Raw genomic sequence first — 23,781 nt, forward strand, 5'->3', positions numbered from 1 at the left:
AGCGACACGAAGTGCGCGAAGACCGGGGGAGAGCCTTCTACACTGCGTTTTCGTTTTCCTCGCCGGTGCGGATGCGCACGATGCGCTCCACGCCGGTGACGAAGATCTTTCCGTCGCCGATCTTGCCGGTGCGTGCGGAATTGACGATGGCTTCGATGCAGCGCTCCACGTCGCCTTCGTTGACGACCACTTCCACCTTCATCTTCGGCAGGAAGTCGACCACGTATTCCGCACCACGATAGAGCTCGGTATGCCCCTTCTGGCGCCCGAAGCCCTTGACCTCGGTCACTGTGAGGCCGGTAACGCCCACCTCAGCCAGGGCTTCGCGTACGTCCTCGAGCTTGAAGGGTTTGACGATGGCGGTGATCTGCTTCATGGTTTTTGCGCTCCGGCGGTTTCGTTGAACTTGCTGGTGATAGGGTAACGCCAATCCTTGCCGAAACTCCGGTGGGTCACCCGAATGCCCACAGGCGCTTGGCGCCGCTTGTATTCATTGATCTTGATGAGCCGTGCAACCCGCTCGACCACCGCGCGCTCGTAGCCGGCGGCGATGATCTCGTCGATGCCCTCGTCGTCCTGCATGTAGCGTGCCAGGATACCGTCGAGGATGTCGTAGGGCGGCAGGCTGTCCTGGTCGGTCTGGTCGGGCCGCAGCTCGGCGCTCGGGGGCCGCGTGATGATGCGGTCGGGAATGGGCGAGGCACCCGTGCCGTATGGGTCGTGGGCATTGCGCCAGCGGGCCAGCGCGAACACGGTGGTCTTCAGCAGGTCCTTGATGACCGCGAAGCCGCCCGCCATGTCGCCATAGAGCGTGCAGTAGCCGGTGGCCATCTCGCTCTTGTTGCCGGTGGTGAGAACGACCGAGCCGAACTTGTTCGACAGCGCCATCAGCAGCGTGCCGCGGATGCGGGCCTGAATGTTCTCCTCGGCTGTGTCTTCGGGCAGGCCCTTGAACTCATCAGCGAGCGCTCCCTTGAACGACTCGAAGGTGTGCTTGATCGAGATCTCGTCATAGCGCACGCCCAGGCGGGTGGCCATTTCGCGCGCGTCGATCCAGCTGATGTCGGCGGTGTAGGGCGAAGGCATCATGACGGCACGCACCTTGTCCTTGCCGAGTGCGTCGACCGCGACGGCCAGCACCAATGCGGAGTCGATGCCGCCCGAGAGCCCCAGGATGGCGCCGGGAAATCCGTTCTTCCCGATGTAGTCGCGCACGCCCAGTACCAGTGCGTCCCACAGCTGGGCTTCCGCTTCGCGCGGCGCGGCGATGGCTGAAGGTGCCGCCACCACACCCACGCCCTGGGGTGAGCGCTCCAGCTGCATGAAGACCAGGCTCTCCTTGAAGCTCTCGGCCTGCATGGCCAGCGCGCCGTCGGCCTGCAGCGCAAAGGAGGCGCCGTCGAAGACCACTTCGTCCTGCCCGCCCACCAGGTGCGCGTAGACCAGCGGCAGGCCCACGGCGCGGGCGCGGTCGGCCATCCGCGCCACGCGCTCGCCTTCCTTGCCGACGTGATACGGCGAGGCGTTGATGACGGCCAGCACTTCGGCGCCCGCAGTGCGAGCCAGTTCGGCCGGCTCGTCGAACCAGGCGTCTTCGCAGATCAGCACGCCCACCGAAACGCCGCCGGCCTCGAACACGCAGGTGCCCTGCCCCGGCGTGAAATAGCGGCGCTCGTCGAACACCTGGTAGTTCGGCAGCTCGCGCTTGGCGTAGGTTTCGAGGATGCGGCCTTCCTTGATGACGCTGGCGGCGTTGTAGCGCATCTGCACCGCCACCGAGCGGCTGCGCAGGCTGCCGCCGGTCGGATGCCCCACCACCACGACCATGTCTTTGAGATCGGCCAGCGCGGCGGCAATGCCTTTCACGGCATCATCGCAAGCTTCGGTGAAGGCGGGACGCAGGAAAAGATCCTCTGCCGCATAGCCGGCGATCGAGAGTTCGGGCGTCAGCAGAAGACGCGCACCTTGGGCGTGGGCCTGGCGTGCGGCATCGACGATTTTCCCGGCGTTGCCGGCGAGGTCGCCCACCACAAAATTGAGTTGCGCGATGGCGAGCTTGAGCGTCATACGGAAGGAAGAAAAAGGCTTGAACGATTATGTCATTCGGGTGGTGGCGTCGCTGTCGGACCTGGACCCGAAAGCATGGAACGCCCTCCTCGCGGCCGAGGCGCAGCCCTCGCCCTTCATGCGCTACGAATACCTCGCGGCACTGCATGACAGCGGCAGCGCCTCGCCCGAAAGCGGCTGGATGCCGCAGTTCATTACCCTGTGGCGCGGCGACGAGTTGCGGGCGGCCTGCCCGGCCTACATCAAGACCCACTCCTATGGCGAGTATGTCTTCGACTGGGCCTGGGCCAATGCCTACGAACAGCACGGGCTTGCCTACTATCCCAAGGCAGTGGTGGCCGTGCCGTTCACGCCGGTGCCCGGCGCACGCCTGCTGGCCCGCGATGCGCAAGACCGCACACTGCTGGTGCAGGCACTGGTGGCCTGGTGCAGGAAGGAAGAACTCTCGTCGCTGCATCTGCTGTTCGGCGCGGACGCCGACATTGCCGCCTGCACCGAAGCGGGCCTGATGCTGCGCAACACGGTGCAGTTCCACTGGGCGAATGCCGCCCCGGGGGAAACGGGCGAAGCGGGCGAAACAGCCGGCTACGCGGATTTCGAATCCTTTCTCGCCAGCCTGTCCCACGACAAGCGCAAGAAGATCCGCCAGGAGCGCCGCAAGGTGGCCGAGGCCGGCGTGACCTTTCGCTGGTCGCGCGGCGCAGACATCGACCCATCGGACTGGGATTTCTTCTACCGCTGCTATGCGCGCACCTATCGCGAGCATGGCAACCCACCCTATCTTTCGCGCGACTTTTTCCAGCGCATGGCCGACACCATGCCCGAAGCCTGGCTGCTGTTCGTCGCGGAGCGTGAGGGACAGCCGATTGCCACAAGCCTGATCGCGCTGTCCACCCATGGGGACGATGCGCTGGTGGCCTACGGCCGCTACTGGGGCGCCGTGGAGCGCGTCGACTGCCTTCATTTCGAGGCCTGCTACTACCAGCCACTGGCCTGGTGCATTGCGCATGGCGCCCGGCGCTTCGAAGGCGGGGCGCAGGGCGAGCACAAGATGGCGCGCGCACTGATGCCGGTGAAGACCACCAGCGCCCACTGGCTGGCGCACCCCGGCTTCGCCGACGCGGTCGAGCGCTTTCTCGAGCGCGAGGGCGAAGGCATCGAGAACTACATGGACCACCTGGGCGAACGCAGCCCGTTCAAGGCCAGCTGAGGCGCGGCGGATTGCGGTCGGTTCGCTGCAATCCGGGGCTGCTATAAACGCGCCCGGTACAACAACAGAAAGAAGCCGATGCCGTTCGTCGGACTGGGGCTGCACATCCTCATTGCGCTGTTCTTCGCCGTGCATGCAATGCGCCATGGCAAGCAGATGTACTGGCTCATCATTCTCTTCAGCTTCCCTCTGCTGGGCAGCATCGTGTACTTTGTGGTCGAGTACCTGCCTGCTTCCCGCATGCAGCGTACCGCGGGCAAGGTGGCGAGCGCGGCCATCGACCTCATCGACCCCGAGCGCGAGTACCGCGCGGCCACGCAGGCCTACAATCTGGCCCCCACCGCCCAGAACAAGCTGCGCCTCGCCAAGGCTGCGCTCGGCAGGGGCCAGGCTGCCGATGCGGTCGGACACTATCGCGACGCCCTGAAAGGCCCGCTCGCATCCGATCCTGAATTGCAATTTGGCTTGGCCAGCGCGCTGCTGGCTGCGGGCGGCGCGGCTTCAGGCCGCGAAGCGCTGCAGGCGCTCCAAGCCCTGCGCGTCTCGCGCGACGACTACCGCAGGGACGAAGTCGCCGTGCTCGGCGCCCGCGCGCTCGCTGCTGACGGGCGCCACGCAGAGGCACGCGAGGCCTTCGAGGCCGCGTTGAGCCAGTACAACACGGTCGAGGCCCGCGCCCGATACATTGCCTGGCTGGCTGAGCAAGGCGACGCCGCCGGCGCGCAGCGCCAATGGAGCGAACTCCAGCAGGCCGCGCGCCACTGGAACTCGCACGCCCGCTCCGTCAATCGCGAGTGGATGCGGCTGGCCGGCGACGCGGCCCAGGGCTGAGGCAGCTGATTACTTCTTGTAGGCAGCGATGCCGTCGACGACTTCCTTCTTGGCCGCGTCGATGCCTTCCCAGCCCAGCACCTTGACCCACTTGCCGGCTTCCAGGTCCTTGTAGTGCTCGAAGAAGTGGCTGATGGCCTTCAGGCGCATCGGGTTCACGTCGTCGACCGATTTCCAGTGGCTGTAGATCGGCAGCACCTTGTCGGTGGGCACGGCCAGCACCTTGCCGTCGACGCCGGCTTCGTCTTCCATCATCAGGATGCCGAGCGGGCGGCACGGCACCACCACGCCGGGCAGCAGCGGGTACGGCGCGATCACCAGCACGTCGACCGGGTCGCCGTCGCCCGACAGCGTCTGCGGCACGTAGCCGTAGTTGGCCGGGTAGTACATCGCGGTCGTCATGAAGCGGTCCACGAAGATCGCGCCCGATTCCTTGTCGACTTCGTACTTGATCGGGTCGGCATTCATCGGGATTTCGATCACGACATTGAAGGCGTCGGGGATGTTCTTGCCGGGGGAGACTTTGTCGAAGGACATGACGTTTTCGAGTAGTTGAAAAGTATGAGGAGAGATGGGGACAAACCCGGAGTTTACTTTCCGTGTCACGGCCCGGTCGCACGCGTTCTTGTTTTTGCCTGTAAATTGCACCTGTTGGCCAATCGGCTCCGCACCTCGGTGCTGCGAGCTTCGAGGAAGCAACGCGACGGAAAACCTGGGTCCCGTACGCGTTGCGCGCAGGACCCATGCTGTCCGTCTCCACTAGTCACAACGAACGAATGGAGAAGCAAAGCATGATCGGCAACACCCCCCTGATACTCGCCATCGTCTGCGGCCTCGTGGCCGTCGGCTACGGTTTCTGGGCTCGAAGTTGGATTCTCGCCAAGGATCCCGGCAACGCGCGGATGCAGGAAATCGCGGCGGCCATCCAGGCCGGCGCATCGGCCTACCTCGCCAAGCAGTACACCACCATCGCGGTGGTCGGCGTGGTCCTGGCCATTCTCATCGGCATCTTCCTGGACGCGACCACGGCCATCGGCTTCGTGGTGGGCGCGGTGCTTTCGGGCGCCTGCGGCTTCATCGGCATGAACGTGTCGGTACGCGCCAACGTGCGCACCGCGCAGGCGGCCACGCAAGGCATCGGCCCGGCGCTCGATGTCGCGTTCCGCGGCGGCGCCATCACGGGCATGCTGGTGGTAGGGCTGGGCCTCCTGGGGGTCTCGGTCTTCTACTGGTTCCTGGCGGGCAACGGCAACCTCACGCCGGACCGCAGCCTCTCGGCCATTCTCAATCCGCTGATCGGCTTTGCCTTCGGCTCGTCGCTGATCTCGATCTTCGCGCGGCTGGGCGGCGGCATCTTCACCAAGGGCGCCGACGTGGGCGCCGACCTGGTGGGCAAGGTCGAAGCGGGCATTCCTGAAGACGATCCGCGCAATCCGGCCGTCATTGCGGACAACGTGGGCGACAACGTCGGCGACTGCGCCGGCATGGCGGCCGACCTGTTCGAGACCTATGCCGTCACGCTGATCGCCACCATGGTGCTGGGCGCGCTGATGGTCACGGCAGCGCCGCTCAACGCGGTGCTCTATCCGCTGGCACTGGGCGGCGTGTCGATCATCGCCTCGATCATCGGCTGCTTCTTCGTCAAGGCCTCTCCGGGCATGACCAACGTGATGCCGGCGCTCTACAAAGGCCTGGCGGTCGCGGGCATCCTGTCGCTGATCGCATTCTGGTTCGTCACGAGCTGGATCATTCCCGATAACGCCATTGCCCCGAGCGGCAGCCAGCTCAAGCTGTTCGGCGCCTGCTTCGTGGGCCTGGCGCTGACGGCAGCGCTGGTGTGGATCACCGAGTACTACACCGGCACGCAGTACAAGCCGGTGCAGCACATTGCGCAGGCCTCCACCACGGGCCACGGCACCAACATCATCGCGGGCCTTGGCGTCTCGATGCGCTCGACGGCATGGCCGGTGATCTTCGTCTGCATCGCCATCATGGCCTCCTATGCGCTTGCGGGGCTGTTCGGCATTGCGGTGGCTGCCACGGCCATGCTCAGCATGGCGGGCATCGTGGTGGCGCTCGACGCCTACGGCCCCATCACCGACAACGCCGGCGGCATCGCCGAAATGAGCGAGATGCCCGCGAGCGTGCGCGACATCACCGACCCGCTCGACGCCGTGGGCAACACCACCAAGGCCGTGACCAAGGGCTACGCCATCGGTTCAGCCGGCCTCGCTTCGCTGGTGCTCTTTGCCGACTACACGCACAAGCTGGAGAGCTTCGGGTTGAACATCAGCTTCAACCTGAGCGACCCGATGGTGATCGTCGGCCTCTTCATCGGCGGGCTGATCCCCTACCTGTTCGGCGCCATGGCCATGGAAGCCGTGGGCCGGGCGGCCGGAGCGGTGGTCGAGGAGGTGCGCAGGCAGTTCCGCGAGATCCCCGGCATCATGGAAGGCACCGGCAAGCCCGAGTACGGCAAGGCCGTGGGCATGCTGACGGGCGCGGCCATCAAGGAAATGATGATTCCCTCGCTGCTGCCGGTGGTGGTGCCGATCCTGGTCGGGCTGGTGCTCGGACCGAAGGCGCTGGGCGGCCTGCTGATGGGCACCATCGTCACCGGCCTGTTCGTCGCCATCTCGATGTGCACGGGCGGCGGCGCATGGGACAACGCCAAGAAGTACATCGAGGACGGCCACCACGGTGGCAAGGGCTCGGAGGCGCACAAGGCGGCCGTCACCGGCGACACCGTGGGCGACCCCTACAAGGACACGGCCGGCCCGGCGGTGAATCCGCTCATCAAGATCATCAACATCGTGGCGCTGCTGATCGTGCCGCTGGTGGTCAAGTTCCACGGCGGCGATGCGGCCGCGGCCGTGCCGCACAAGGTCGAGACGCCGCCGGCCGCCACTGCGCCGGCCGCTTCTTCGGCGCCCGCAGTGCCTGCTGCTGCGCAGCCGTCCGCGTCCGCAACGCCCGCGGCAGCAGTGGCCTCCGGCGCCGTGGCAGCCGCCGAGGCCGCGGCCGTGAAGGTCGAGAACGGCGTGGTGAAGTTCTACTTCGAGAGCGGCAAGGCCGAGGTCGCGCCCAATGCCAAGGAGGCGCTGGCCGACGTCATCAAGGCCGTGCAGAGCGGCAGCGTCCTGCTCGTGAGCGGCTACCACGATGCGAGCGGCGATCCGGCCAAGAACGCCGAACTCGCCAAGCAGCGCGCCATGGCCGTGGGCGATGCGCTCAAGGCCGCCGGCGCCCCCGCGGACAAGATCGAGCTTGCCAAGCCCGAGCAGACCCAGGCGGATGGCCCCCCGAACGAAGCCCGCCGCGTCGAAGTGAAGGTCAAGGCCTGATGCCCTCCGCAGAAAGACTCGAAGCCTTCATCGCCGCCGTGGAAAGCGGCGCGCACGCCCAGGCCATCGAGAACTACTACACCGAGGACGCGACCATGCGCGAGAACCAGGCCGAGCCCCGGCGCGGCCGCAGCACGCTGGTTGCGCGGGAGCAGGCCACGCTGGACCGCACCGCCTCGGTGGTTTCGACCTGCGTGCGCCCGATGTTCGTGAACGGCGACCACGTGGTGATCCGCTGGGTCTTCGATTTCCGCTTCAAGGACGGCAAGGCCATGCGCATGGAAGAGCTCGCCTGGCAGCGCTGGGAGGGCGAGCGCATCGCCCAGGAAGAGTTCTTCTACGACCCGGCGCAGGCCAGGCCCGCCTGACGTTCTCTTGCTACCTGGCACTCTCTGCCGCCACCGCGCGCACCAGGCGCGTGGCCGGCGGCACCAGTTGGCCGAGCTCACCCACCCGGTCCTGTTCGATGGCCTGGAGCACCAGTTCATTGATGCCGCCCACCACGGTCATCGCCATTTCGCTCGTCAGGTGCGCCACGGGACCGTTGTGCGCGCCACCGCCGCTGTTGATGGCCGCCTGGATGAAGCCGGCGATTTCGCCGTTCACCCGGCGCCGCGCCGCCAGCCCCGGCATGCCTAGGCCGAGGATCTCGACGAACAGCGTGCGCAGCAGCGCCGGGTCCTGCGCAAGGTAGTCGAAATACGCGGCGATCGCCCGCTCCACCTGCGCATGCCAGGGCTGGGCCGGATCGAAGGCTTCGCTCACCGCGCGCAGCGCCAGCTTGCTGGCCGCCTCGTACAGCGCGATCAGGCACTCCGACTTGGTCGTGAAATGCTCGTAGAAGGTGCGCCGCGAAACGGCGGCCTCGCGCACGACGTCGGCAATTGTGGTGTCCGCGTAGCCCTTGGTGGCCACAGCGCGCGCCATGCCTTCCAGCAACCGGGCGTAATGCTCGTGGGCCGGTTCTGCGGGGGCGTCGGCAAACGCCGGTTTTTCGGTTGCGATGCTCATGGAGAAGACATTTTCCTACGCATTGGTACTTGACGGTACCAGTCCCGGCGCGCACCATTCCAGGAAATTGGTACGAGTGTGTACCGAATCGCATTTTTCCAAGGAATATCTGCCATGACCGACCTTGTCGTGCGCCGCCTTCTGATCGACCTGCAAACGCCGTTCGACCGCAACTGGTGCGGCGGCGACGCATTCTCCACCGCCTTTTTCAATGCGCTGTCGATGAGCTTTCCGTTTGGCGAGCAGTTCTTCATCGATGCCGTGCGCGACGCCGTGGCCACGCTGCCGGCGCAAGCGCAGGAAGAGCTTCGCGCCGATGTGCGCGGCTTCATCGGCCAGGAGGCCACGCACCGCCGCATCCATTCGCTTTTCAACGCCCACCTGCAGGACCAGGGCCTGGTGGACGGCTGGACGCCCCGCGCTGCCGGGCGCATGCAGCTGATGGAGGGCGCCGATCCGCGCCATGCGCTGGCAGCCACCGCGGCCACGGAACACTTCACCGCCATGTTCGCCGAATGGCTGCTCGCCCACCCCCAAGTGCTCGACGGCGCCGAGCCGCGGCTGCGCACCATGTGGCTCTGGCACAGCGCCGAAGAGCTGGAGCACAAGGCCGTGGCGTTCGACATCTACACGGCCGCGCAAGGATCCGACGCCTGGCGCAAGCGCTGGTTCCGCCGCGTGACCCTGATGTTCCTGGGCGACCTGATGCGCCAGACCGTCGACAACCTGCGCCGCGAAGGCCAGCTGTGGAAATGGGCGACCTGGAAGAGCGCCGCGCGCATCCTGCTTGGCAGAGGCGGCCTGCTCAGAGGCAACTGGCAGGCCTGGCGCAGCTACTTTCGCGCCGATTTCCATCCGGCGCAACAGGACAGCAGCCTGTCGGCACGCTGGCTCGAGAACAACCGCGCGCAATACACGCCGGTAGGCGCGGCGGCCGAGGCTCTTCAGTAAAAACTGGCCCTGTGGGTGGGAGGGGCGACGGCCGCCCGCTGTTCGGGGCGCATCGCCAGGTCGTGCAGGGTATCGAAGTCCGAAGGAGCATCCGGAATGCGCATCACGGTTTCCTGTTCGGTCAGCGACGCCACCCACAGGCCCGCGGCCGACTCGGCCGGCTCGTCGTTGGCAAAGGTGCCGTCGCGGATGTAGAGGGTTTCGCCGTCGGGACGTTCGGCGTGCAATTCGATCAGGCGCGAAATCGAAAAGTTGTAGGTCACCAGCTTTTCGCGCGTATTGCGGTCCTTGCCGCCGCAATTGAAGGAGCCTTCTGCCGCAATGACGATGCAGGAGCCCTCCACGCTCTCGTCGACATGGCTTCCGGTGCGCCAGATGGCGTTCGGAAGGCGCGCGCGCACCTTGTCGATCACCAGGTCGCGCTGCTTGTTGAGGCTGCCCAGCGGCGGAACCAACGAGCGCAATTGGCGCAGGCGCTCCGCAAAAATGTTGTCCATGAGGAATTCCACATGGTGCGTCGCACTGCCGGAGGAACGCTTGACCACCTGCATGACCACGTGGCGCGACTTGTTCATTGCAGATTCCTTCCGCAAATCGCCCGGCATCGGGCGTTATTGCATATACACAAAATCATTTGCCATCGACTACAAATTAGAACTTTTTACTGACGCAATAAATGCATCAATTGTTTCCAACTGTATATCGATTGCAGCGGATTTGGAAAGAAAATCTGCGATGCGCGCGCTCGATCATGTCGCCAAGGCGTCGCGCGGCCCTGCTAGGCCGGCGAATCCGGTTTATTCAAGGGATTCGTCGAGCGCCTTGCACGAGGGTGCGCAAACGGTCTGCGACTTGCCCAGCACCTGGCGGGTGCGCAATTGCGACCGTACGCGGTGCTTGCCGCACATGAAGCAGGACATGGTCGCCCCGCTGAACGACGCCGAGGCACGGAACGGCGAGCCCGGTGCTTTCGACTTGTAACGCAGGCCATCGGCCACAACGGCGGTCTTGACCTCAGCTTTGGCCATCGGCTTTGTCCTTTTTCGGTTCGGTGTAGCGCATGGCGCGTGCAATGGCTTCTCTCGCGCTGACTTCGGCTGCAAGCGCCGTGTCGAGCGCCGAGCGGCAGAGGCCGGCATGTTGGTAATTGAGGTTTTCGTAGACCTCGGCGGCGGCAGGATAGGCGTCGAGCAGACGGCCCAAGTCGGCGCCCGGTTCAACGTCGTTGAATTCGTGCACCAGGTGTTCTACCACCGAGCGGTATTGCTCGGCGCCTACGGGAACGGCGCTGTGCTCAAGCCGCTCCAGCAGTTGAGCCAGCACGTGGGTCACTGCCAGATCGGTCTTGGGAGACGGATTATGGGTCGTGTTCATGGATTGCATCTGGGGGCAGCATACGCTTATGCAAGTGGCTGCTGCGGCGTGGGGGTCGCTCCGTGCGCGGCCTGCATGCGCCGCAGCAGGCTGTGCAGCATCTCTGTCGACAGCCCGTGAATGACCAGCCGGTGCCCGGCCCGCAGGGTCGAAAGCGGCACCAGCGGATGTTTGTTGTTCACCAGGATGAGGTGTTCCGGAGCCCCCAGCAAGGTGGCCGCATAGATGCCGATGGTTTCATCCAGCTGCAGCGAATTGGCGGCGCGCCAGAAGTCGTTGTCGGTCAGCATCAGCTGGTACAGCGGCGTGAAAAGTTCGATGGCGCTTTGCAGGTCGAGGAAGTTGAGCCTGCCGTGCGGCATGTCCGAAAGCCGCAAGCCCGGGTCCCTGATCATCGAAAAATCGACCTGGGGCGCCTTGCCCAGCACCAGGCCCTTGTCGCGCAGCGCCTGGTTCAGCCGGATCACGAAGTTGAAGAGATTCAGGTCGTGCTTCAGGAAGGTCTCGTCCTTCAGGGCATCGATGTCGGCCGGCTCCAGCGGCGAGGTGCCTACGGGCGCCGGCGAGTTGCGCCCGATGAAGCTCAGCACCTGCGAGCCGAGGTGAAAGTGCCGCAGGATCAGCCAGTTCGCTTCCGGCGAGACGAAGCGCTTCAGCCCCCAGGCCAGCAGCTGGTGCAGCAGCTTCGAATGCGACCAGTTGCGTGGCACGAACACTTTCACCACCTGGATCAGGATGATCGTGAGCCGCGCCACCGGCCGCAGGAACGGCAGCAGGTACTGGCGCGAGGCCGAGCTCGAGTCGGCCAGCCACGCTGCCTTGACCTCGTCGGGCAGCGGCGTGCTCTGGTCCAGGTAGAGCGCGAGCCAGGGACTGGGATCGCGCTCGTCGTGCTCCTTCGCGAGAAAATCAGGCGTTCGGCTCATGTGGCATTCGCTCCGTGATGTGCTGAAACTGCATCAGGTACAGCGCGGCCGTGTGGCGCGCCGTATCGATGATCTGGCGGGCCGCCCGGCTCCGGCCTTCGGCGCCCTCGCCGCCTTCCACGGCCATCACCATCTCGACCGCGGCGAGCCAGCGGTTCAGGTGGTTCTCGTCGTTGTGGCCGTGGTATTCGAGAAAGCGGAAGGCGTCGGGCGGCAGCTTCAGGCCGGCCTTGATCAGCGGCAGCAGCGCGGGAACGATGCGCTGGCCCGTGCCCTCGATGATGTAGATCGCGCCCAGCAGGCCGATCGGGTTGCGCGTGGCGGCCAGGCCGTGCAGGTAGGCGTTGAGCGCCTCTCCGCCGGGGTTGCGGCGCAGATCGTCGATCCGCGCGACGGTGCCGCCGGCTTTGCGGTAGTCGCTGAAGAGGATGTTGAAGTCGTCCTGCTCCTCGCCTGCGTGCACGTCGATCAGCGCGGCCAGCGCCTGATAGGGCCCTGTCAGCGAAGCGGCGCCTTCGCGCATCCAGCGGCTGCCTTCGCGCACCTGCGGGATCCACTGCTCCATCCAGTTCAGGTAGTCGGGCAAGGCAAGGCGGCGCTCGCGGATCTGGCGGATCAGCGGCGTGCGCCAGGCGCGCGAGCGGTAGTCGTGCCAGATGCCAGCCAGTTCGGTCAGCAGTGCGCCAAGGCCTTCGGGCGCGGCGGCCGGATCATGCGGCGGCGCGATCGCGGCTGCGTCGTCCGGGGTCGCGCCCGCCATCGTGCGCGGAACGGCCAACGCCCCGGCGGGCGCATCGGAAGCCTCAACCTCCAGCAGCATGTAGGCGGCCATGAAGCGCCCCGATTCCGGCACGTAGCAGAAGATCTGTTCCCCGGGCTTCAGCGCTTTGGTGTGCAGAAACTCCGACAGCATGATCAGGATCGACGCGGCCCCCGTATTGCCGCGCCAGGCCAGGTTGCTCCACCAGCGCTCGCGCGAAATGGCAAGGTCGGCCTTGGCCATCAGGTCCTCGACCACGGGAATGAATTTCTCCGACGAGTAGTGGCACAGGAAGTGGTCGATCCGCTTCGGATCGAGCCAACCGCCCTGCACCAGCGTTGCGTATTCATGGATGCCGATGTCGAACAGGTGCGGCAGCAGGCGGATGTCCTGCCGCAGCGACAAGGCACCCGCCGCCTCCGCCTCGGCCCAAGAGCCGAAATCGAGATGGCCGCGTGCGCGGTCCTCGGTCAGGCCCAGCTGCATGCAGACCGGATAGTCCCCCGAGAACGCGCGCTGGTGCACCCACTTGAGCCGCAGGCGCAGGCCGGGGCTGCCGGCCAGCGCGGGCGTGCCGTCGGACAGCAGCAGCGCGCCCGCGCCGTCGGAGAGCATCCAGCGCAGGAAGTGCGAATCGAAGTCGGTTTCGTAGCCGCGTGCCGCGAAGCGCGAGCGCTTGAAAAGCCGCGACGGCATTTCGCTGGCCACCGCGAGCGCAGTGCGGTGCGCTCCCAGCTCGATGCCCTGCGCGGCCGACTGGATGGCCGACACGCCCGCGGCACAGATGCCGTGCACCGACAGCGTTTCCATGGGCGGCGCCGCCAGTTCGCCCTGGATCATGTTGGCGAAGCCCGGCATCAGCGCGTCGCCACCCGAAGAGCCGCTGGCCAGCAGCGACACGCGCGACAGCTCGGCGCCGCCGCGCCGCAGGCAGTCGCGGATCGCGCCTGCCGCCAGCTGCGCATTGGTGTGGCGCGTCATGCCTTCCTCGTCGATCGCATAGTGCCGCGTGAGGATGCCGTTCTCGGCCAGGATGCGCCGCTTGATGCGCTCCGACATCCGGTTGAGCGGCGCGATGTAGGCGTCCATGCGCTCGTTGGGAATGGGCTCGCCGGGCATGAAGTAGCCGGCGCTCTCGATGTAGACGCGTTGGAATGGGACGGGCATGGTTCAGTGGGTTGAAGACTCGGGCGGCAGGGGCACGGACGGCATCAGCGAGCGGCTGCGAAAACGCGGCCACAGCGCTCCCAGCACGAAAACGCGAACCATGTAGGGCAGCAGCCCCTGCTCGTTGAGCGCGGGGTCGACCTGCGCGCGGTAGCGCGTGCGGTGCAGTTGCGTGAGCTCGGACCAATGAACATGCGGGTTCTCGTGATGTGCGGTGTGCAGGCCGATGTTGAACAGCAAGGGGTTCACCAGCCCCTCGAAATTGCGCGCGTAGTTCAGGCGGGTACCCGTGGTATCGCGCCGTGCCTCCGCGCCCGGCCCGGGCCGGCGTCCATCGGCATGCGCATGCTGCAGATAGTTGGTCGCCAGCAGCCAATGCAGTCCGTGCAGCTGCGGCACGATCACCAGCAGCAGCGCCTTGCGCCAGTCGAGCAGCAGCAGCGCGCTCCAGCTGCCGAGCCACAGCGCGTATTGCGCCATGCAGTAGCGCCAGGGCCCCGGCCGGTGCCTGCGAAGCCGGCCGAGCCAGCCGAAGAACACCGGCGCCAGCACCCACACGGCCTGGAACGGATGCAGCAGGTAGCCCCGCAGATGGTTGGTGTCGCCGCCGAAGCGGTAGGTACGCGCCACATCCTGCGGCCCATGCCGGTGGCGATGGTGGTTGGCCACGTGCGCGGGCCAGAAGACGAAGGTCGGGTGACCCTGCAGCAGCGTGATCCAGAAGTCGGTGATCCGGTTCATGCGCCGCCCGCGCCACATGCGCAGGTGCACATGGTTGTGGTGGATCACACCCACGCCAAGCGTGAGGAACAGCATCGGCGCGTAGAGCAGCACGGCAAAGCCATGCACCCACTGCCAGGCCGCCACCGCTGGAAGCGCCACCAGGTACGCAAGGCTTTGCCAGTCGCGCCAATGGCGAAGGCGCGCCGGCCGGCGCGGCGCCTCAGGCCGGCGTGCCATGCTGCTGTTGGCGTTGCTGCTTCTCGCGGAAGGCCAGGAACTGCGGCTCGGCCGCATCGGCGGCAATACGCGTGCCGAACAACCGGTCCATGAAAGTGAACTGGAAGCCGTAGTTGCCGCTGTGGCAGGCGTGGTGCAGATGGTGCCGGCGGCTCGCGGCAAACCAGTGGCTGTACGACGCCCGGGGAAAGAAGTCGTAGTTCGAGTGCCCGATGCTGTTGAAGAACAGGCTGAACAGCGGCACCGACGCGAGCGACCAGAAGCTGAAGTCGTGCAGCAGCATCGGCAGCAGGATCACGTTGCCGAGCATGGCCGCCTCGATCGGATGGAAGCTGTACGTCGCCCACGGCGTGGTCACGACCGAGCGGTGATGCGGCCCGTGAAAGCGCCGCAGCCAGCGCGTGTGCAGCAGCCGATGGTTGAGCCAGAAGTGAACGTCGTTCCAGAACGCGAGCACCAGGATTTCGATGGCGATCTGGCGCCAGCCCGCGTCGGCATCGAGCCGCGCCCAGCCCAGCTGAAGCAAGCCCCACGGAAACACCATGCCCAGCCCGAACACGAGCACCGACACGCCTGACTGCGCCATTTCGCGGCGCAGTTGCCCCGGCTGCAGCGGCCGCGGGTCGAGCACGCGCCCGATGCCGAGCGCGGGCAGCACCCGGCGCGTCAACAGCCAGTTGAGAGCACCGAACCCCAGATAGATGCCGCCGAAAAAGATCAGCCCCCAGAACATCACCTGCAGGGCCGATAACGAAATGAAGCTTTGCGCCATCCCCCGAGGCTACAGCAGCATTTCGGGAACCAGAGGCGCAATGATCAGGTTGTGCAGCCGCTGGAAGAAGCTCGATTCCGGCTCCGAGGTGAGGATGACTTCCTTTTCGCCATCGGTCGTGAGCCACTGCAGGGTGCCGGTGTCCTTGGCAAGACGCAGCCGGTACGAGTTCTGCAGCTTGCTGATGTTGATGACGCGCAGCATCTCGCGCGCCAGCTGCGGGCTGTCGGCCACCACGCCCATCTCGGTGTTCTGGCTCGCCGAGCGCGGATCGAGGTTCATCGAGCCGATGAAGATGCGCGTCTTGTCGATGGCGGCGGTCTTGGAGTGCAGCCGCCCCAGCGATTTGCCGAACATGCCGAATCGCTCGCCCGCGGTGGTGCGCTGCGGGCTCAGCTCGTACAGGTCGGCACCGCTCCTGAGCAGCCGCTCGCGGTAGCGCGCATAGCCGGTGTGCACCAGCGGCTCGTCGTTGGCGGCCAGCGAGTTGGTCAGCAGCGTGAGCTTGACCTTGCGCCTGGCCAGGTCCTCGAATGCCGCCATGCCGCGTTCGCCGGGCACCAGATAGGGAGAGGTCAGGTCGACCTCGAACTTGGCATCCATCAGCAGCGTCCAGACCTTCATCGTCACGCTGGTGGCAATGGCCTCGTCCTCGGTCATTGTGGTGGGCTTGGTAGGCGGATCGGCGATGGCGCGGGCCTCGCCCCACAGCAGCCCCATGCGGCCGCCGTCGAGTTCTTCCGCGATCGGTCCGTAGCCCAGGATGTCGGACGGCGGAAGCACGATCTTCGGCGGCGGCGCCGCCATGCCGATCCAGGCGTCGAAGTCGGCGACCGTGGGCGTGCGGCCGCCCTGGCCTCGCACGATGTCGGCAATGGGCCAGACCTGCTCGCTGTTCCAGTAGGCATCGAAGATCGATTCGAGCTGCGGCAGCACCTTGCCCACCACCAGCGCGTCCATGTCGATGAAGTTCTGTGCCTCGCTCAGCACGAAATACTCGTCGGCGATGTTGCGCCCGCCCACCACCGCCATGACGCCGTCGGCGATGAACAGCTTGTTGTGCATGCGGTGGTTGAGCCGCCCGATCTCGTGCGGCGAGGCCAGGAAGCGCGAGAGAAAACCGTTGCGCCCGCAGCAGAACGGATTGAACAGCCGCACCTGCACGTTGGGCGTGTCCGAAAGCGCCAGCAGCAGTTGCTGGCTCCGGGCGGTGTAGAGATCGTCCACCAGCAGCCGCACCTGCACCCCGCGCGCGGCGGCCTCGCGCAGCGCGCGCATGAGGAGGCGGCCGGTGGCGTCGTTCTCGAACTGGTAGTACTGGACCGCCAGCGAGCGCTGAGCGCGCTCTGCAAGCTGGACGCGCGCGTCCAGCGAGTACACGCCGAGCGGCATCAACCTGAAGCCCGAGTGCTCGCCGGGCGGCGTCGAGGCCGCCGCGATCCTTGCCAGCGTGGTGGACGGATCGACCGCGGCGGCATTCACTGCCGCCCGCTCGCGCGCCGGCGGCAGCGAGCCGCAGGCCGCCAGCGCCGCGGCGATGGCGCCGGCAAGACAGATCCGCAGAAGTCGGGTCCAGAGAGGGTTCATGATGGCATCCTAGAATTCGTTTCACCCCTGCTCGGAGTTACACCATGGCAAGACCGATCCTCTCACGCATCGCGCTGATGTCGGTCGCAGCCGGGCTGGCATTCCCCGCCGGGGCCGCTCTGGACATCGGCGACCCGGTACCCAAGTTCATCGCCACCGCCGCGCTGGGCGGCAAGACCTTCCGCTATTCGCTGGCGGATGCCTTGGCCAAGGGACCGGTGGTGGTGTACTTCTTTCCGGCGGCCGACTCCAGCGACTGTTCGATCGAAGCCCATGCTTTCGCCGAAGCCATCGACCAGTTCGCCGCGCTCGGCGCCACCGTCATCGGCGTGTCGGCCGACGACATCGACACGCTCTCCAAGTTCTCGGTCAAGTCGTGCCAGAGCCGTTTTCCGGTGGCCTCGGACGAATCGAAATCCGTGATCAACGGCTTCGACGCCCTGATGCAGACCCGGCCCGACTTCGCCAACCGCCTGTCCTATGTGATCGCGCCGAACGGCACCGTCGCGTACTACTACCAGAACCTGAATCCGGACAAGCACGTGGAGCGCATGCTCAACGCGGTCCGGGCGCTGCCGCGGCCGGGCGCGCCCCGGTAGCGGGTGCAAAATCCCGTCCCATGCAACTCAACTTCATCGCCAACGCCGACGTCCCGTCATCCTCCGGCCGCACCCTGCAGGTGCTCGACCCGTCCGACGGCCAGCCTTTCGACGAAATCCAGCGCAGCAATGCCGCCGACATCGACTCCGCCGTGCGCGCGGCGCGCGACTGCTTCGAAGGTGTCTGGCACAAGGTGAGCGCAGCCGACCGCGGCCGCCTGCTCTACAAGCTCTCGCAGAAGGTTGCCGAGCACGTCGACGAACTCGCGCTCATCGAACAGCGCGATTGCGGCAAACCCGTGAAGCAGGCCCGGGCCGACGCGCTCGCGCTGGTGCGCTATTTCGAGTTCTATGCCGGCGCCTGCGACAAGCTGCACGGCGAGACCATTCCCTACCAGGACGGCTACAGCGTCTTCACCTGGCGCGAGCCGCACGGCGTCACGGGCCACATCATTCCGTGGAACTACCCGATGCAGATCTTCGGGCGCAGCGTGGGCGGTGCGTTGGCCGCCGGCAACGTGTGCGTGGTGAAGCCGGCCGAAGATGCCTGCCTTTCCCTCATTCGCGTGGCGCAGCTCGCGGCCGAAGTCGGCTTCCCGGCCGGCGCGCTCAACATCGTGACAGGCTATGGCCATGAAGTGGGCGACGCGCTTGCGCGGCACGAAGGCATCGACCACATCAGCTTCACCGGCAGCCCGAAGATCGGCACGCTGATCCAGCAGGTGGCGGCCGAGCGGCATTGCCCGGTCACGCTCGAGCTTGGCGGCAAGAGCCCGCAGATCATCTTTGCCGATGCCGACCTCGACGCGGCCATTCCGGTGATCATCAACGCCATCGTGCAGAACGCCGGCCAGACCTGCTCGGCCGGCTCGCGCGTGCTGATCCAGCGCGGCATCTACGAGCCACTGCTCGAGCGCCTCGGCCGTGCCTTCGAGGCCCTGCGCGTCGGCCCCGCAGCCATGGACCTGGATGTCGGCCCGCTGATCCGCCAGACGCAGCAGCAGCGCGTATGGGATTTCCTGAGCGACGCCCAGGTGGCGGGCATTCCGATGGTGGCCCACGGCATCGTGGTCGACGAGGCGCCCGAAACCGGCTTCTACCAGGCCCCCACCCTGCTGCGCGACGTGCCGGTGAACCACCGTCTGGCGCAGGAAGAGGTGTTCGGCCCGGTGCTCGCCGCGATGCAGTTCGCCGACGAGGACGAAGCGGTGGCGCTCGCCAACGCCACGCAGTTCGGCCTCGTGGCCGGTGTCTGGACGACCGACGGCGCGCGCCAGTTCCGCATGGCCAAGCGGGTTCGCAGCGGCCAGGTGTTCATCAACAACTACGGCGCCGGCGGCGGCGTGGAGCTGCCGTTCGGCGGCGTCAAGTCGTCGGGCTACGGGCGCGAAAAGGGCTTCGAGGCGCTCTACGGCTTCACCACGCTCAAGACGGTGGCCATCAAGCACGGCTGAAGAAAGCCGGTTCTACCCGAGTGCTGTGTCCAGCAGCATCATCAGCACGAAGCCGAGCATCAGCCCGCTGGTCGCGAAGCTCTCGTGCCCCTTGCGGTGCGATTCCGGGATGATCTCGTGGCTGATCACGAACAGCATCGCGCCCGCCGCAAAACCGAGGCCCCACGGAAGCAGCATGACCGAGTGGCCGATCACGGCCGCTCCCGCCACGGCGCCCAGCGGCTCGACCAGCCCGGAAGCCATCCCGATGAGCACCGCGAACCCGCGCCGGTAGCCTGCGGCCAGCAGCGCCACCGCCACCACCAGGCCTTCGGGCACATCCTGGATCGCAATGCCAGTGGCCAGCGCATCGGCGCGCAGCCCGTTGCCGGCCGCGTAGCCCACGCCGATCGCCAGACCTTCGGGCAGGTTGTGCAGCGCGATGGCAAACACGAAGAGCCAGGTCCGCCGCAGCCGATGCGCGGCCTGGCCCTCCAGGCCCTTGATGAAGTGCTCGTGCGGAAGCACGCGGTCCAGCAGCATCAGCGCGGCGCCGCCCAGCAGAATGGCCGAGCCGACGACGCCGCCCGCAGCCCAACTGCCGCCGCCGAATACCTGCGCCGACCGGGCGGCCTCCAGACCGGGAATGATGAGCGAGAAGGCGCAGGCCGCCAGCATCACGCCGGCGCCAAAGCCGAACAGCGTGTCCTGCAGGCGGTCGGGCAGCTTCTGCGAGAACAGCACCGGCAGCGTGCCGAGCGCGGTGGCCAGCGCGGCAACCGAGCCGCCAAGCAAGGCGCTCCAGACCACCGGGTCTGCATGCACGAATCGGAAGAACCGGAACATCAGCGCGAGTGCGCCGACAGAGATGATCGCCAGGCCGAAGCGCTGGCGTGCGGAAAGATCGGCGCGCAGCATGGAAGACACGGTTCGCAAGTTCCTTGGGTTGAAAGAGCCCTTTGCGTCCATTCGAGTGCTGCGTACTCGGGCGAGCGAATGATAGTAATTCTCAACAATGCCGTCCAGCCAACGAGTTGCCTTTCGAAGTAGCCCTTTTCGGATTTGCCCATGCCCGATGGAGTAAATTGCCCGTTGCCCCATGAACCGCAAAAGCACCACCGTCATTCCGCTCTCCGAGATCGGCCGCGCGCGCCCCGCCGTGGCGGTCCCGGACGTTGCCGTGCCCGCCACCGGGCGGCTGCTCGACCGCCTGGGCCGGCCGCTGACCGACCTGCGCATCAGCGTGACCGACCGCTGCAATTTCCGCTGCAGTTACTGCATGCCGAAGGACGTGTTCGACAAGGACTACCAGTACCTGCCGCACAGCGCGCTGCTGAGCTTCGAGGAAATGACCCGCCTCGCTCGCCTGTTCGCGGCCCATGGCGTGCGCAAGATCCGCCTCACCGGCGGCGAGCCGCTGCTGCGCAAGAACATCGAGGCGCTGATCGCGCAACTGTCCGAAATCCGCACCCCGGGCGGCGAACCGCTCGCGCTCACGCTCACCACCAACGGCTCGCTGTTGCAGCGCAAGGCAGCCGCACTGGCCGCCGCCGGCCTGCAGCGCGTGACCGTGAGCCTCGACAGCCTGGACGACGCGGTGTTCCGCCACATGAACGACGTCGATTTTCCGGTGGCCGACGTGCTCGCCGGCATCGAGGCGGCGCTGGCCGCGGGCCTCGGTCCGCTGAAGGTGAACATGGTGGTCAAGCGCGGCACCAACGAGCAGGAAATCCTGCCGATGGCGCGCTACTTTCGCGACCACCATGGCGGCAAGGTGGTGCTGCGCTTCATCGAATACATGGACGTGGGTGCCACCAACGGCTGGCGCATGGACGAGGTGCTGCCGTCGGCCGAGGTCATTGCGCGCATCGGCGCCGAGTTTCCGCTGGTGCCGCTCGAGCCCAGCGCGCCGGGCGAAACCGCCCAGCGATGGGCCTACGCCGACGGCGGCGGTGAAATTGGCGTGATCAGCAGCGTGACCCAGGCCTTCTGCCACGACTGCAGCCGCGCGCGCCTGTCCACCGAGGGCAAGCTCTACCTCTGCCTTTTTGCGAGCGCGGGCCACGACCTGCGCCCCCTGCTGCGCGGCACGGCCACCGACGAGGACATCGGCTCCGCCATCGGCCACATCTGGCAGGGCCGTGCCGACCGCTATTCCGAACTGCGCGCGCTCCGCGGCCCCGAAAGCGGCGAGCACGATGCCAACGACCCCGCGCCGCGCCGCGTCGAAATGAGCTATATCGGCGGATGACCCCAAAAACACAAGATTCCATTTCCCCCGGCGAGATCACCGGCCTGCTGCTGGCCGGCGGCCGCGGCTCGCGCATGGGCGGCATCGACAAGGGCCTGCAGAACTTCAACGGGTCGCCGCTCGCCATGCATGCCGTGCTGCGCCTGGGCATGCAGGTGGGCGAGGTCATGATCAATGCCAACCGCAACCTGGCAGCTTATGAGTCCTTCGGCGTTCCGGTGTGGCCCGACAGCCTGGCCGACTATGCCGGCCCGCTGGCAGGCTTCCTGACCGGCCTCGAACGCTGCGAAACGCCCTACTTGCTCACCGTGCCCTGCGACACGCCGCTGTTTCCGCTCGATCTGGCAAGCCGGCTCGCCGAGGCCCTGGTGGCCAGCGACGCGGAAATCGCCATGGTCAGCGCGCCCGAGGCCGCCGCCGAGCCCGGCGCGGCGCCGGTGCTGCGGCCGCAGCCGGTGTTCTGCCTGCTGCACACCGCGCTGCTCGAAAGCCTGGTGAACTTCACCCAGTCCGGCGGCCGCAAGATCGACGCCTGGACCGCTCAGCACCGCACGGTGCTCGTGCCCTTCGACCGGCCCGGCGATGCGCCCGACGCCTTCTTCAATGCCAACACGCTGGCCGAACTGCACGCGCTGGAAAACCGATGAGCCGCATCGCCGACATTGCCGCCGCCCTTGCCGGCTATGACCCCCAGGCATTGAGCGTCCAGGGCGTCCAGGCCTTTTTGGCGCAACTGGTGGCGCCCGCCGTGGTGTCTGAACGCGAAGAGGTCGCGTTGCGCGAAGCGCTCGGCCGCGTGCTGGCCGAAGACATCATTTCGCCGGTCAGCGTGCCGCCGCACGACAACTCCGCGATGGACGGCTTTGCCTTGGACGGCGCGATCCTGCGGGACGATTCGCCCACGGACGCCTCGATCGAACTGCGCGTCGTGGGTACCGCCTTGGCGGGCACGGCCTGGCGCGGCGCGCTGGCGGCCGGCGACGCGGTTCGCATCATGACGGGCGCGGTCATGCCCGAAGGGCTCGACACCGTGATCCCACAGGAATTCTGCAAGGTCGACGGCGACCGCGTACGCTTTCCCGCCAAGGTGCTTCGGCGCGGCGACAACCGCCGCTTCGCGGGCGAAGACCTCATGCAGGGACGGCCGGCCCTGCGGCGCGGCGAGCGCCTGTCGCCCGCCGCGCTGGGCATGGTCGCCAGCCTGGGGCTGCCTTCGGTGCCCGCGCTGCGCCGGCTGCGCGTGGCCTATTTCTCGACCGGCGACGAGATCCTGAGCCTCGGCGAGCCGTCGCGCGAAGGCGCGGTGTACGACAGCAACCGCTACACGGTGTTCGGCCTGCTCACGCGGCTGGGCTGCGAAGTGATCGACCTGGGCCTGGTGCGCGACGATCCGGCCACGCTCGCCGCCACGCTGCAGCAGGCCGCGGGCCAGGCCGACGCCATCATCACCAGCGGCGGCGTGAGCGTCGGCGCCGCCGACCACACGCGCGCCGTGATGCAGCAGCTCGGCGACATGGCTTTCTGGCGCGTGGCGATGCGCCCCGGCCGGCCGATGGCCGTCGGGCTCATTCCCCGCACCCCGCCGCAGCCAGGCTCGGCGGTGCTCTTCGGGCTGCCCGGCAATCCGGTGGCCGTCATGGTCACCTTCCTCGCCTTCGTGCGGCCGGCCTTGCTGCGCATGATGGGCTGCCACGAGATTGCCGCCGCGCCGGCACCACTGCTGCGCGCGCGCGCCGCGAGCTCCATCCGCAAAAAACCGGGCCGTACCGAGTACCAGCGCGGCTTCGTGCGGGCGGTGGCCGGTGCGCTGCCCGAGGTTCGCATTGCCGGCAACCAGGGCTCCGGCGTTTTGAGCTCGATGGTCGAGGCCAACGGGCTCGTGGTGCTGCATCACGACCAGGGCAACGTGGCCGCGGGCGACGAAGTCGACGTGATGATGCTGGATACTTAGCTCGCCCCCAGTCTTCGCGCACTTCGTGTCGCTTCGCCAACCCCTACCGGGGGCAACACCAGAGGCCCGGCAAAGCCGGTTCCTCGGTGTTCCACGAATGGGGAAGGCTCAGATCCGGCCCAGGGCTTTGTCGACGCCCTTGTTGGCGAGCATGTCGGCACGCTCGTTGCCGACATCACCCGAGTGGCCCTTGACCCAGCGCCATTCGATCACGTGGCCTCCTTCGGCCACCAGCTTGTCGAGTTTCTGCCAGAGCTCGACGTTCTTGACCGGCTGCTTGGTCGAGGTGCGCCAGCCCTTGGCCTTCCAGCCGCGGATCCATTCGGTGATGCCCATGCGCACGTACTGGCTGTCCAGGTAGAGGATGACCTTGCAGGGCCGCTTGAGCGCTGCCAAGCCCTCGATGACGGCGGTGAGCTCCATCCGGTTGTTGGTGGTGTTGAGTTCGCCGCCGAACAGTTCCTTTTCGGTGGCGCCTGACTTGAGCCACGCGCCCCAGCCGCCGGGGCCGGGATTGCCTTTGCACGCACCATCGGTGTAGATCACGACTTCGTTCAAAACGCTCTTTTCCTTCTTCTTTCAATATT

At 66.7% G+C, this 23,781-nt stretch carries 24 protein-coding genes; 10 read left to right on the forward strand and 14 right to left on the reverse strand.

The genetic code is table 11. The features are described from left to right. Positions 1 to 37: 37 nt before the first annotated feature. Positions 38 to 376 (reverse strand): P-II family nitrogen regulator, encoded by a 339-nt coding sequence (locus tag L1081_RS08680; protein ID WP_012747471.1) that lies wholly within the window; start codon positions 374 to 376, stop codon positions 38 to 40. Beyond that, a complete protein-coding gene (locus tag L1081_RS08685; protein WP_489416063.1) occupies positions 373 to 2,067 on the reverse strand; it encodes an NAD+ synthase in 1,695 nt (564 codons plus the stop codon). Before L1081_RS08685 ends, L1081_RS08680 begins: the two co-directional genes overlap by 4 nt. 19 nt (positions 2,068 to 2,086) lie before the next feature. Here L1081_RS08685 and L1081_RS08690 point away from each other — a divergent pair, with 19 nt between their 5' ends. Both L1081_RS08690 and L1081_RS08695 read left to right on the forward strand, forming a co-directional pair. After that, positions 2,087 to 3,277 (forward strand): GNAT family N-acetyltransferase, encoded by a 1,191-nt coding sequence (locus L1081_RS08690; protein ID WP_489416064.1) that lies wholly within the window; start codon positions 2,087 to 2,089, stop codon positions 3,275 to 3,277. Positions 3,278 to 3,355: 78 nt separating this feature from the next. Further along, positions 3,356 to 4,108 (forward strand): hypothetical protein, encoded by a 753-nt coding sequence (locus L1081_RS08695; protein WP_489416065.1) that lies wholly within the window; start codon positions 3,356 to 3,358, stop codon positions 4,106 to 4,108. A gap of 9 nt (positions 4,109 to 4,117) precedes the next feature. Here L1081_RS08695 and ppa read toward each other — a convergent pair whose 3' ends face one another. Continuing rightward, positions 4,118 to 4,645 carry an inorganic diphosphatase gene (ppa, locus tag L1081_RS08700; RefSeq protein WP_021007095.1) on the reverse strand — a complete coding sequence of 176 codons (528 nt, stop codon included), beginning with the start codon at positions 4,643 to 4,645 and terminating at the stop codon, positions 4,118 to 4,120. Between the two features lie 254 nt (positions 4,646 to 4,899). Here ppa and L1081_RS08705 point away from each other — a divergent pair, with 254 nt between their 5' ends. Both L1081_RS08705 and L1081_RS08710 read left to right on the forward strand, forming a co-directional pair. Next, positions 4,900 to 7,452, forward strand: coding sequence for a sodium-translocating pyrophosphatase (locus tag L1081_RS08705; RefSeq protein ID WP_489416066.1), 2,553 nt, complete (start codon positions 4,900 to 4,902; stop codon positions 7,450 to 7,452). Next, positions 7,452 to 7,820, forward strand: a complete 369-nt coding sequence (locus L1081_RS08710) for a nuclear transport factor 2 family protein (protein ID WP_489416067.1) — start codon at positions 7,452 to 7,454, stop codon at positions 7,818 to 7,820. The genes L1081_RS08705 and L1081_RS08710 overlap by 1 nt, the downstream gene beginning before the upstream one ends. A gap of 10 nt (positions 7,821 to 7,830) precedes the next feature. Here L1081_RS08710 and L1081_RS08715 read toward each other — a convergent pair whose 3' ends face one another. After that, complete coding sequence (locus L1081_RS08715) at positions 7,831 to 8,463, reverse strand: TetR family transcriptional regulator (protein ID WP_489416068.1); 633 nt, start codon at positions 8,461 to 8,463, stop codon at positions 7,831 to 7,833. A 114-nt stretch (positions 8,464 to 8,577) separates the two neighbouring features. On the opposite strand from L1081_RS08715, the gene L1081_RS08720 reads away from it, so the two are divergent. Next, positions 8,578 to 9,414: a metal-dependent hydrolase gene (locus L1081_RS08720; protein WP_489416069.1), complete on the forward strand. Its 837-nt coding sequence runs from the start codon at positions 8,578 to 8,580 to the stop codon at positions 9,412 to 9,414. On the opposite strand, the gene L1081_RS08725 is transcribed toward L1081_RS08720, so the two are convergent. The 8 genes from L1081_RS08725 to L1081_RS08760 form a co-directional block, all read right to left on the reverse strand. Further along, positions 9,408 to 9,989: a hypothetical protein gene (locus tag L1081_RS08725; RefSeq protein WP_489416070.1), complete on the reverse strand. Its 582-nt coding sequence runs from the start codon at positions 9,987 to 9,989 to the stop codon at positions 9,408 to 9,410. The two genes, L1081_RS08720 and L1081_RS08725, sit on opposite strands and share 7 nt — an antisense overlap. A gap of 222 nt (positions 9,990 to 10,211) precedes the next feature. After that, positions 10,212 to 10,442, reverse strand: coding sequence for a hypothetical protein (locus L1081_RS08730; RefSeq protein WP_012747462.1), 231 nt, complete (start codon positions 10,440 to 10,442; stop codon positions 10,212 to 10,214). Next, positions 10,429 to 10,797 carry a hypothetical protein gene (locus L1081_RS08735; protein ID WP_319442171.1) on the reverse strand — a complete coding sequence of 123 codons (369 nt, stop codon included), beginning with the start codon at positions 10,795 to 10,797 and terminating at the stop codon, positions 10,429 to 10,431. Before L1081_RS08735 ends, L1081_RS08730 begins: the two co-directional genes overlap by 14 nt. Before the next feature lie 17 nt (positions 10,798 to 10,814). Next, complete coding sequence (locus tag L1081_RS08740; RefSeq protein WP_489416071.1) at positions 10,815 to 11,714, reverse strand: DUF6999 family protein; 900 nt, start codon at positions 11,712 to 11,714, stop codon at positions 10,815 to 10,817. Next, positions 11,698 to 13,641: a 3-oxoacyl-[acyl-carrier-protein] synthase III C-terminal domain-containing protein gene (locus L1081_RS08745; RefSeq protein WP_489416072.1), complete on the reverse strand. Its 1,944-nt coding sequence runs from the start codon at positions 13,639 to 13,641 to the stop codon at positions 11,698 to 11,700. Before L1081_RS08745 ends, L1081_RS08740 begins: the two co-directional genes overlap by 17 nt. A 3-nt stretch (positions 13,642 to 13,644) precedes the next feature. Next, positions 13,645 to 14,601, reverse strand: coding sequence for a fatty acid desaturase (locus L1081_RS08750; RefSeq protein WP_489416073.1), 957 nt, complete (start codon positions 14,599 to 14,601; stop codon positions 13,645 to 13,647). Further along, a complete protein-coding gene (locus tag L1081_RS08755) occupies positions 14,585 to 15,373 on the reverse strand; it encodes a sterol desaturase family protein (protein ID WP_489416074.1) in 789 nt (262 codons plus the stop codon). The genes L1081_RS08750 and L1081_RS08755 overlap by 17 nt, the downstream gene beginning before the upstream one ends. A gap of 9 nt (positions 15,374 to 15,382) precedes the next feature. Continuing rightward, positions 15,383 to 16,960 carry a phospholipase D-like domain-containing protein gene (locus L1081_RS08760; RefSeq protein WP_489416075.1) on the reverse strand — a complete coding sequence of 526 codons (1,578 nt, stop codon included), beginning with the start codon at positions 16,958 to 16,960 and terminating at the stop codon, positions 15,383 to 15,385. 44 nt (positions 16,961 to 17,004) lie between these two features. Between L1081_RS08760 and L1081_RS08765 the strand changes: the two genes are divergently transcribed. Further along, the gene (locus L1081_RS08765) at positions 17,005 to 17,559 is read left to right on the forward strand and encodes a redoxin domain-containing protein (protein WP_489416076.1); all 555 of its coding nucleotides are present in this window, start codon (positions 17,005 to 17,007) and stop codon (positions 17,557 to 17,559) included. 20 nt (positions 17,560 to 17,579) lie between these two features. Next, entirely contained in the window at positions 17,580 to 19,013 is a 1,434-nt protein-coding gene (locus tag L1081_RS08770; RefSeq protein ID WP_012747454.1) for an aldehyde dehydrogenase family protein, read from the forward strand. A gap of 12 nt (positions 19,014 to 19,025) precedes the next feature. Here the strand turns inward: L1081_RS08770 and L1081_RS08775 are convergent, their stop codons facing one another. After that, the gene (locus tag L1081_RS08775; RefSeq protein ID WP_489416754.1) at positions 19,026 to 19,910 is read right to left on the reverse strand and encodes a ZIP family metal transporter; all 885 of its coding nucleotides are present in this window, start codon (positions 19,908 to 19,910) and stop codon (positions 19,026 to 19,028) included. A 181-nt stretch (positions 19,911 to 20,091) separates the two neighbouring features. Between L1081_RS08775 and moaA the strand changes: the two genes are divergently transcribed. Genes moaA through moeA form a run of 3 tightly spaced genes read left to right on the forward strand, consistent with a single transcriptional unit; the run spans position 20,092 to position 23,194 of the window. Further along, positions 20,092 to 21,243, forward strand: a complete 1,152-nt coding sequence (gene moaA / locus L1081_RS08780; RefSeq protein ID WP_489416077.1) for a GTP 3',8-cyclase MoaA — start codon at positions 20,092 to 20,094, stop codon at positions 21,241 to 21,243. Next, positions 21,240 to 21,890: a molybdenum cofactor guanylyltransferase MobA gene (gene mobA / locus L1081_RS08785; RefSeq protein ID WP_489416078.1), complete on the forward strand. Its 651-nt coding sequence runs from the start codon at positions 21,240 to 21,242 to the stop codon at positions 21,888 to 21,890. The genes moaA and mobA overlap by 4 nt, the downstream gene beginning before the upstream one ends. Next, positions 21,887 to 23,194, forward strand: coding sequence for a molybdopterin molybdotransferase MoeA (gene moeA / locus L1081_RS08790; protein ID WP_489416079.1), 1,308 nt, complete (start codon positions 21,887 to 21,889; stop codon positions 23,192 to 23,194). The genes mobA and moeA overlap by 4 nt, the downstream gene beginning before the upstream one ends. A 108-nt stretch (positions 23,195 to 23,302) precedes the next feature. Here the strand turns inward: moeA and rnhA are convergent, their stop codons facing one another. Further along, positions 23,303 to 23,752 (reverse strand): ribonuclease HI, encoded by a 450-nt coding sequence (gene rnhA / locus L1081_RS08795; RefSeq protein ID WP_012747450.1) that lies wholly within the window; start codon positions 23,750 to 23,752, stop codon positions 23,303 to 23,305. Positions 23,753 to 23,781 lie beyond the last annotated feature (29 nt).

Source organism: Variovorax sp. MSC1_012 (genome assembly GCF_023667525.1).
In the GTDB taxonomy this organism is placed as follows: Bacteria; Pseudomonadota; Gammaproteobacteria; order Burkholderiales; family Burkholderiaceae_C; genus Variovorax; species Variovorax beijingensis_B.

Coding starts and splice junctions, on each gene's coding strand:
- L1081_RS08770 (WP_012747454.1), top strand. CDS start 17,580: ATGCAACTCAACTTCATCGCCAACGCCGACGTCCCGTCATCCTCCGGC.
- L1081_RS08750 (WP_489416073.1), bottom strand. CDS start 14,601: ATGGCACGCCGGCCTGAGGCGCCGCGCCGGCCGGCGCGCCTTCGCCAT.
- moaA (WP_489416077.1), top strand. CDS start 20,092: ATGAACCGCAAAAGCACCACCGTCATTCCGCTCTCCGAGATCGGCCGC.
- L1081_RS08705 (WP_489416066.1), top strand. CDS start 4,900: ATGATCGGCAACACCCCCCTGATACTCGCCATCGTCTGCGGCCTCGTG.
- ppa (WP_021007095.1), bottom strand. CDS start 4,645: ATGTCCTTCGACAAAGTCTCCCCCGGCAAGAACATCCCCGACGCCTTC.
- L1081_RS08720 (WP_489416069.1), top strand. CDS start 8,578: ATGACCGACCTTGTCGTGCGCCGCCTTCTGATCGACCTGCAAACGCCG.
- L1081_RS08710 (WP_489416067.1), top strand. CDS start 7,452: ATGCCCTCCGCAGAAAGACTCGAAGCCTTCATCGCCGCCGTGGAAAGC.
- L1081_RS08715 (WP_489416068.1), bottom strand. CDS start 8,463: ATGAGCATCGCAACCGAAAAACCGGCGTTTGCCGACGCCCCCGCAGAA.
- L1081_RS08685 (WP_489416063.1), bottom strand. CDS start 2,067: ATGACGCTCAAGCTCGCCATCGCGCAACTCAATTTTGTGGTGGGCGAC.
- L1081_RS08765 (WP_489416076.1), top strand. CDS start 17,005: ATGGCAAGACCGATCCTCTCACGCATCGCGCTGATGTCGGTCGCAGCC.
- mobA (WP_489416078.1), top strand. CDS start 21,240: ATGACCCCAAAAACACAAGATTCCATTTCCCCCGGCGAGATCACCGGC.
- L1081_RS08730 (WP_012747462.1), bottom strand. CDS start 10,442: ATGGCCAAAGCTGAGGTCAAGACCGCCGTTGTGGCCGATGGCCTGCGT.
- moeA (WP_489416079.1), top strand. CDS start 21,887: ATGAGCCGCATCGCCGACATTGCCGCCGCCCTTGCCGGCTATGACCCC.
- L1081_RS08725 (WP_489416070.1), bottom strand. CDS start 9,989: ATGAACAAGTCGCGCCACGTGGTCATGCAGGTGGTCAAGCGTTCCTCC.
- L1081_RS08680 (WP_012747471.1), bottom strand. CDS start 376: ATGAAGCAGATCACCGCCATCGTCAAACCCTTCAAGCTCGAGGACGTA.
- L1081_RS08745 (WP_489416072.1), bottom strand. CDS start 13,641: ATGCCCGTCCCATTCCAACGCGTCTACATCGAGAGCGCCGGCTACTTC.
- L1081_RS08740 (WP_489416071.1), bottom strand. CDS start 11,714: ATGAGCCGAACGCCTGATTTTCTCGCGAAGGAGCACGACGAGCGCGAT.
- L1081_RS08760 (WP_489416075.1), bottom strand. CDS start 16,960: ATGAACCCTCTCTGGACCCGACTTCTGCGGATCTGTCTTGCCGGCGCC.
- L1081_RS08775 (WP_489416754.1), bottom strand. CDS start 19,910: ATGCTGCGCGCCGATCTTTCCGCACGCCAGCGCTTCGGCCTGGCGATC.
- L1081_RS08695 (WP_489416065.1), top strand. CDS start 3,356: ATGCCGTTCGTCGGACTGGGGCTGCACATCCTCATTGCGCTGTTCTTC.
- L1081_RS08735 (WP_319442171.1), bottom strand. CDS start 10,797: ATGCAATCCATGAACACGACCCATAATCCGTCTCCCAAGACCGATCTG.
- L1081_RS08755 (WP_489416074.1), bottom strand. CDS start 15,373: ATGGCGCAAAGCTTCATTTCGTTATCGGCCCTGCAGGTGATGTTCTGG.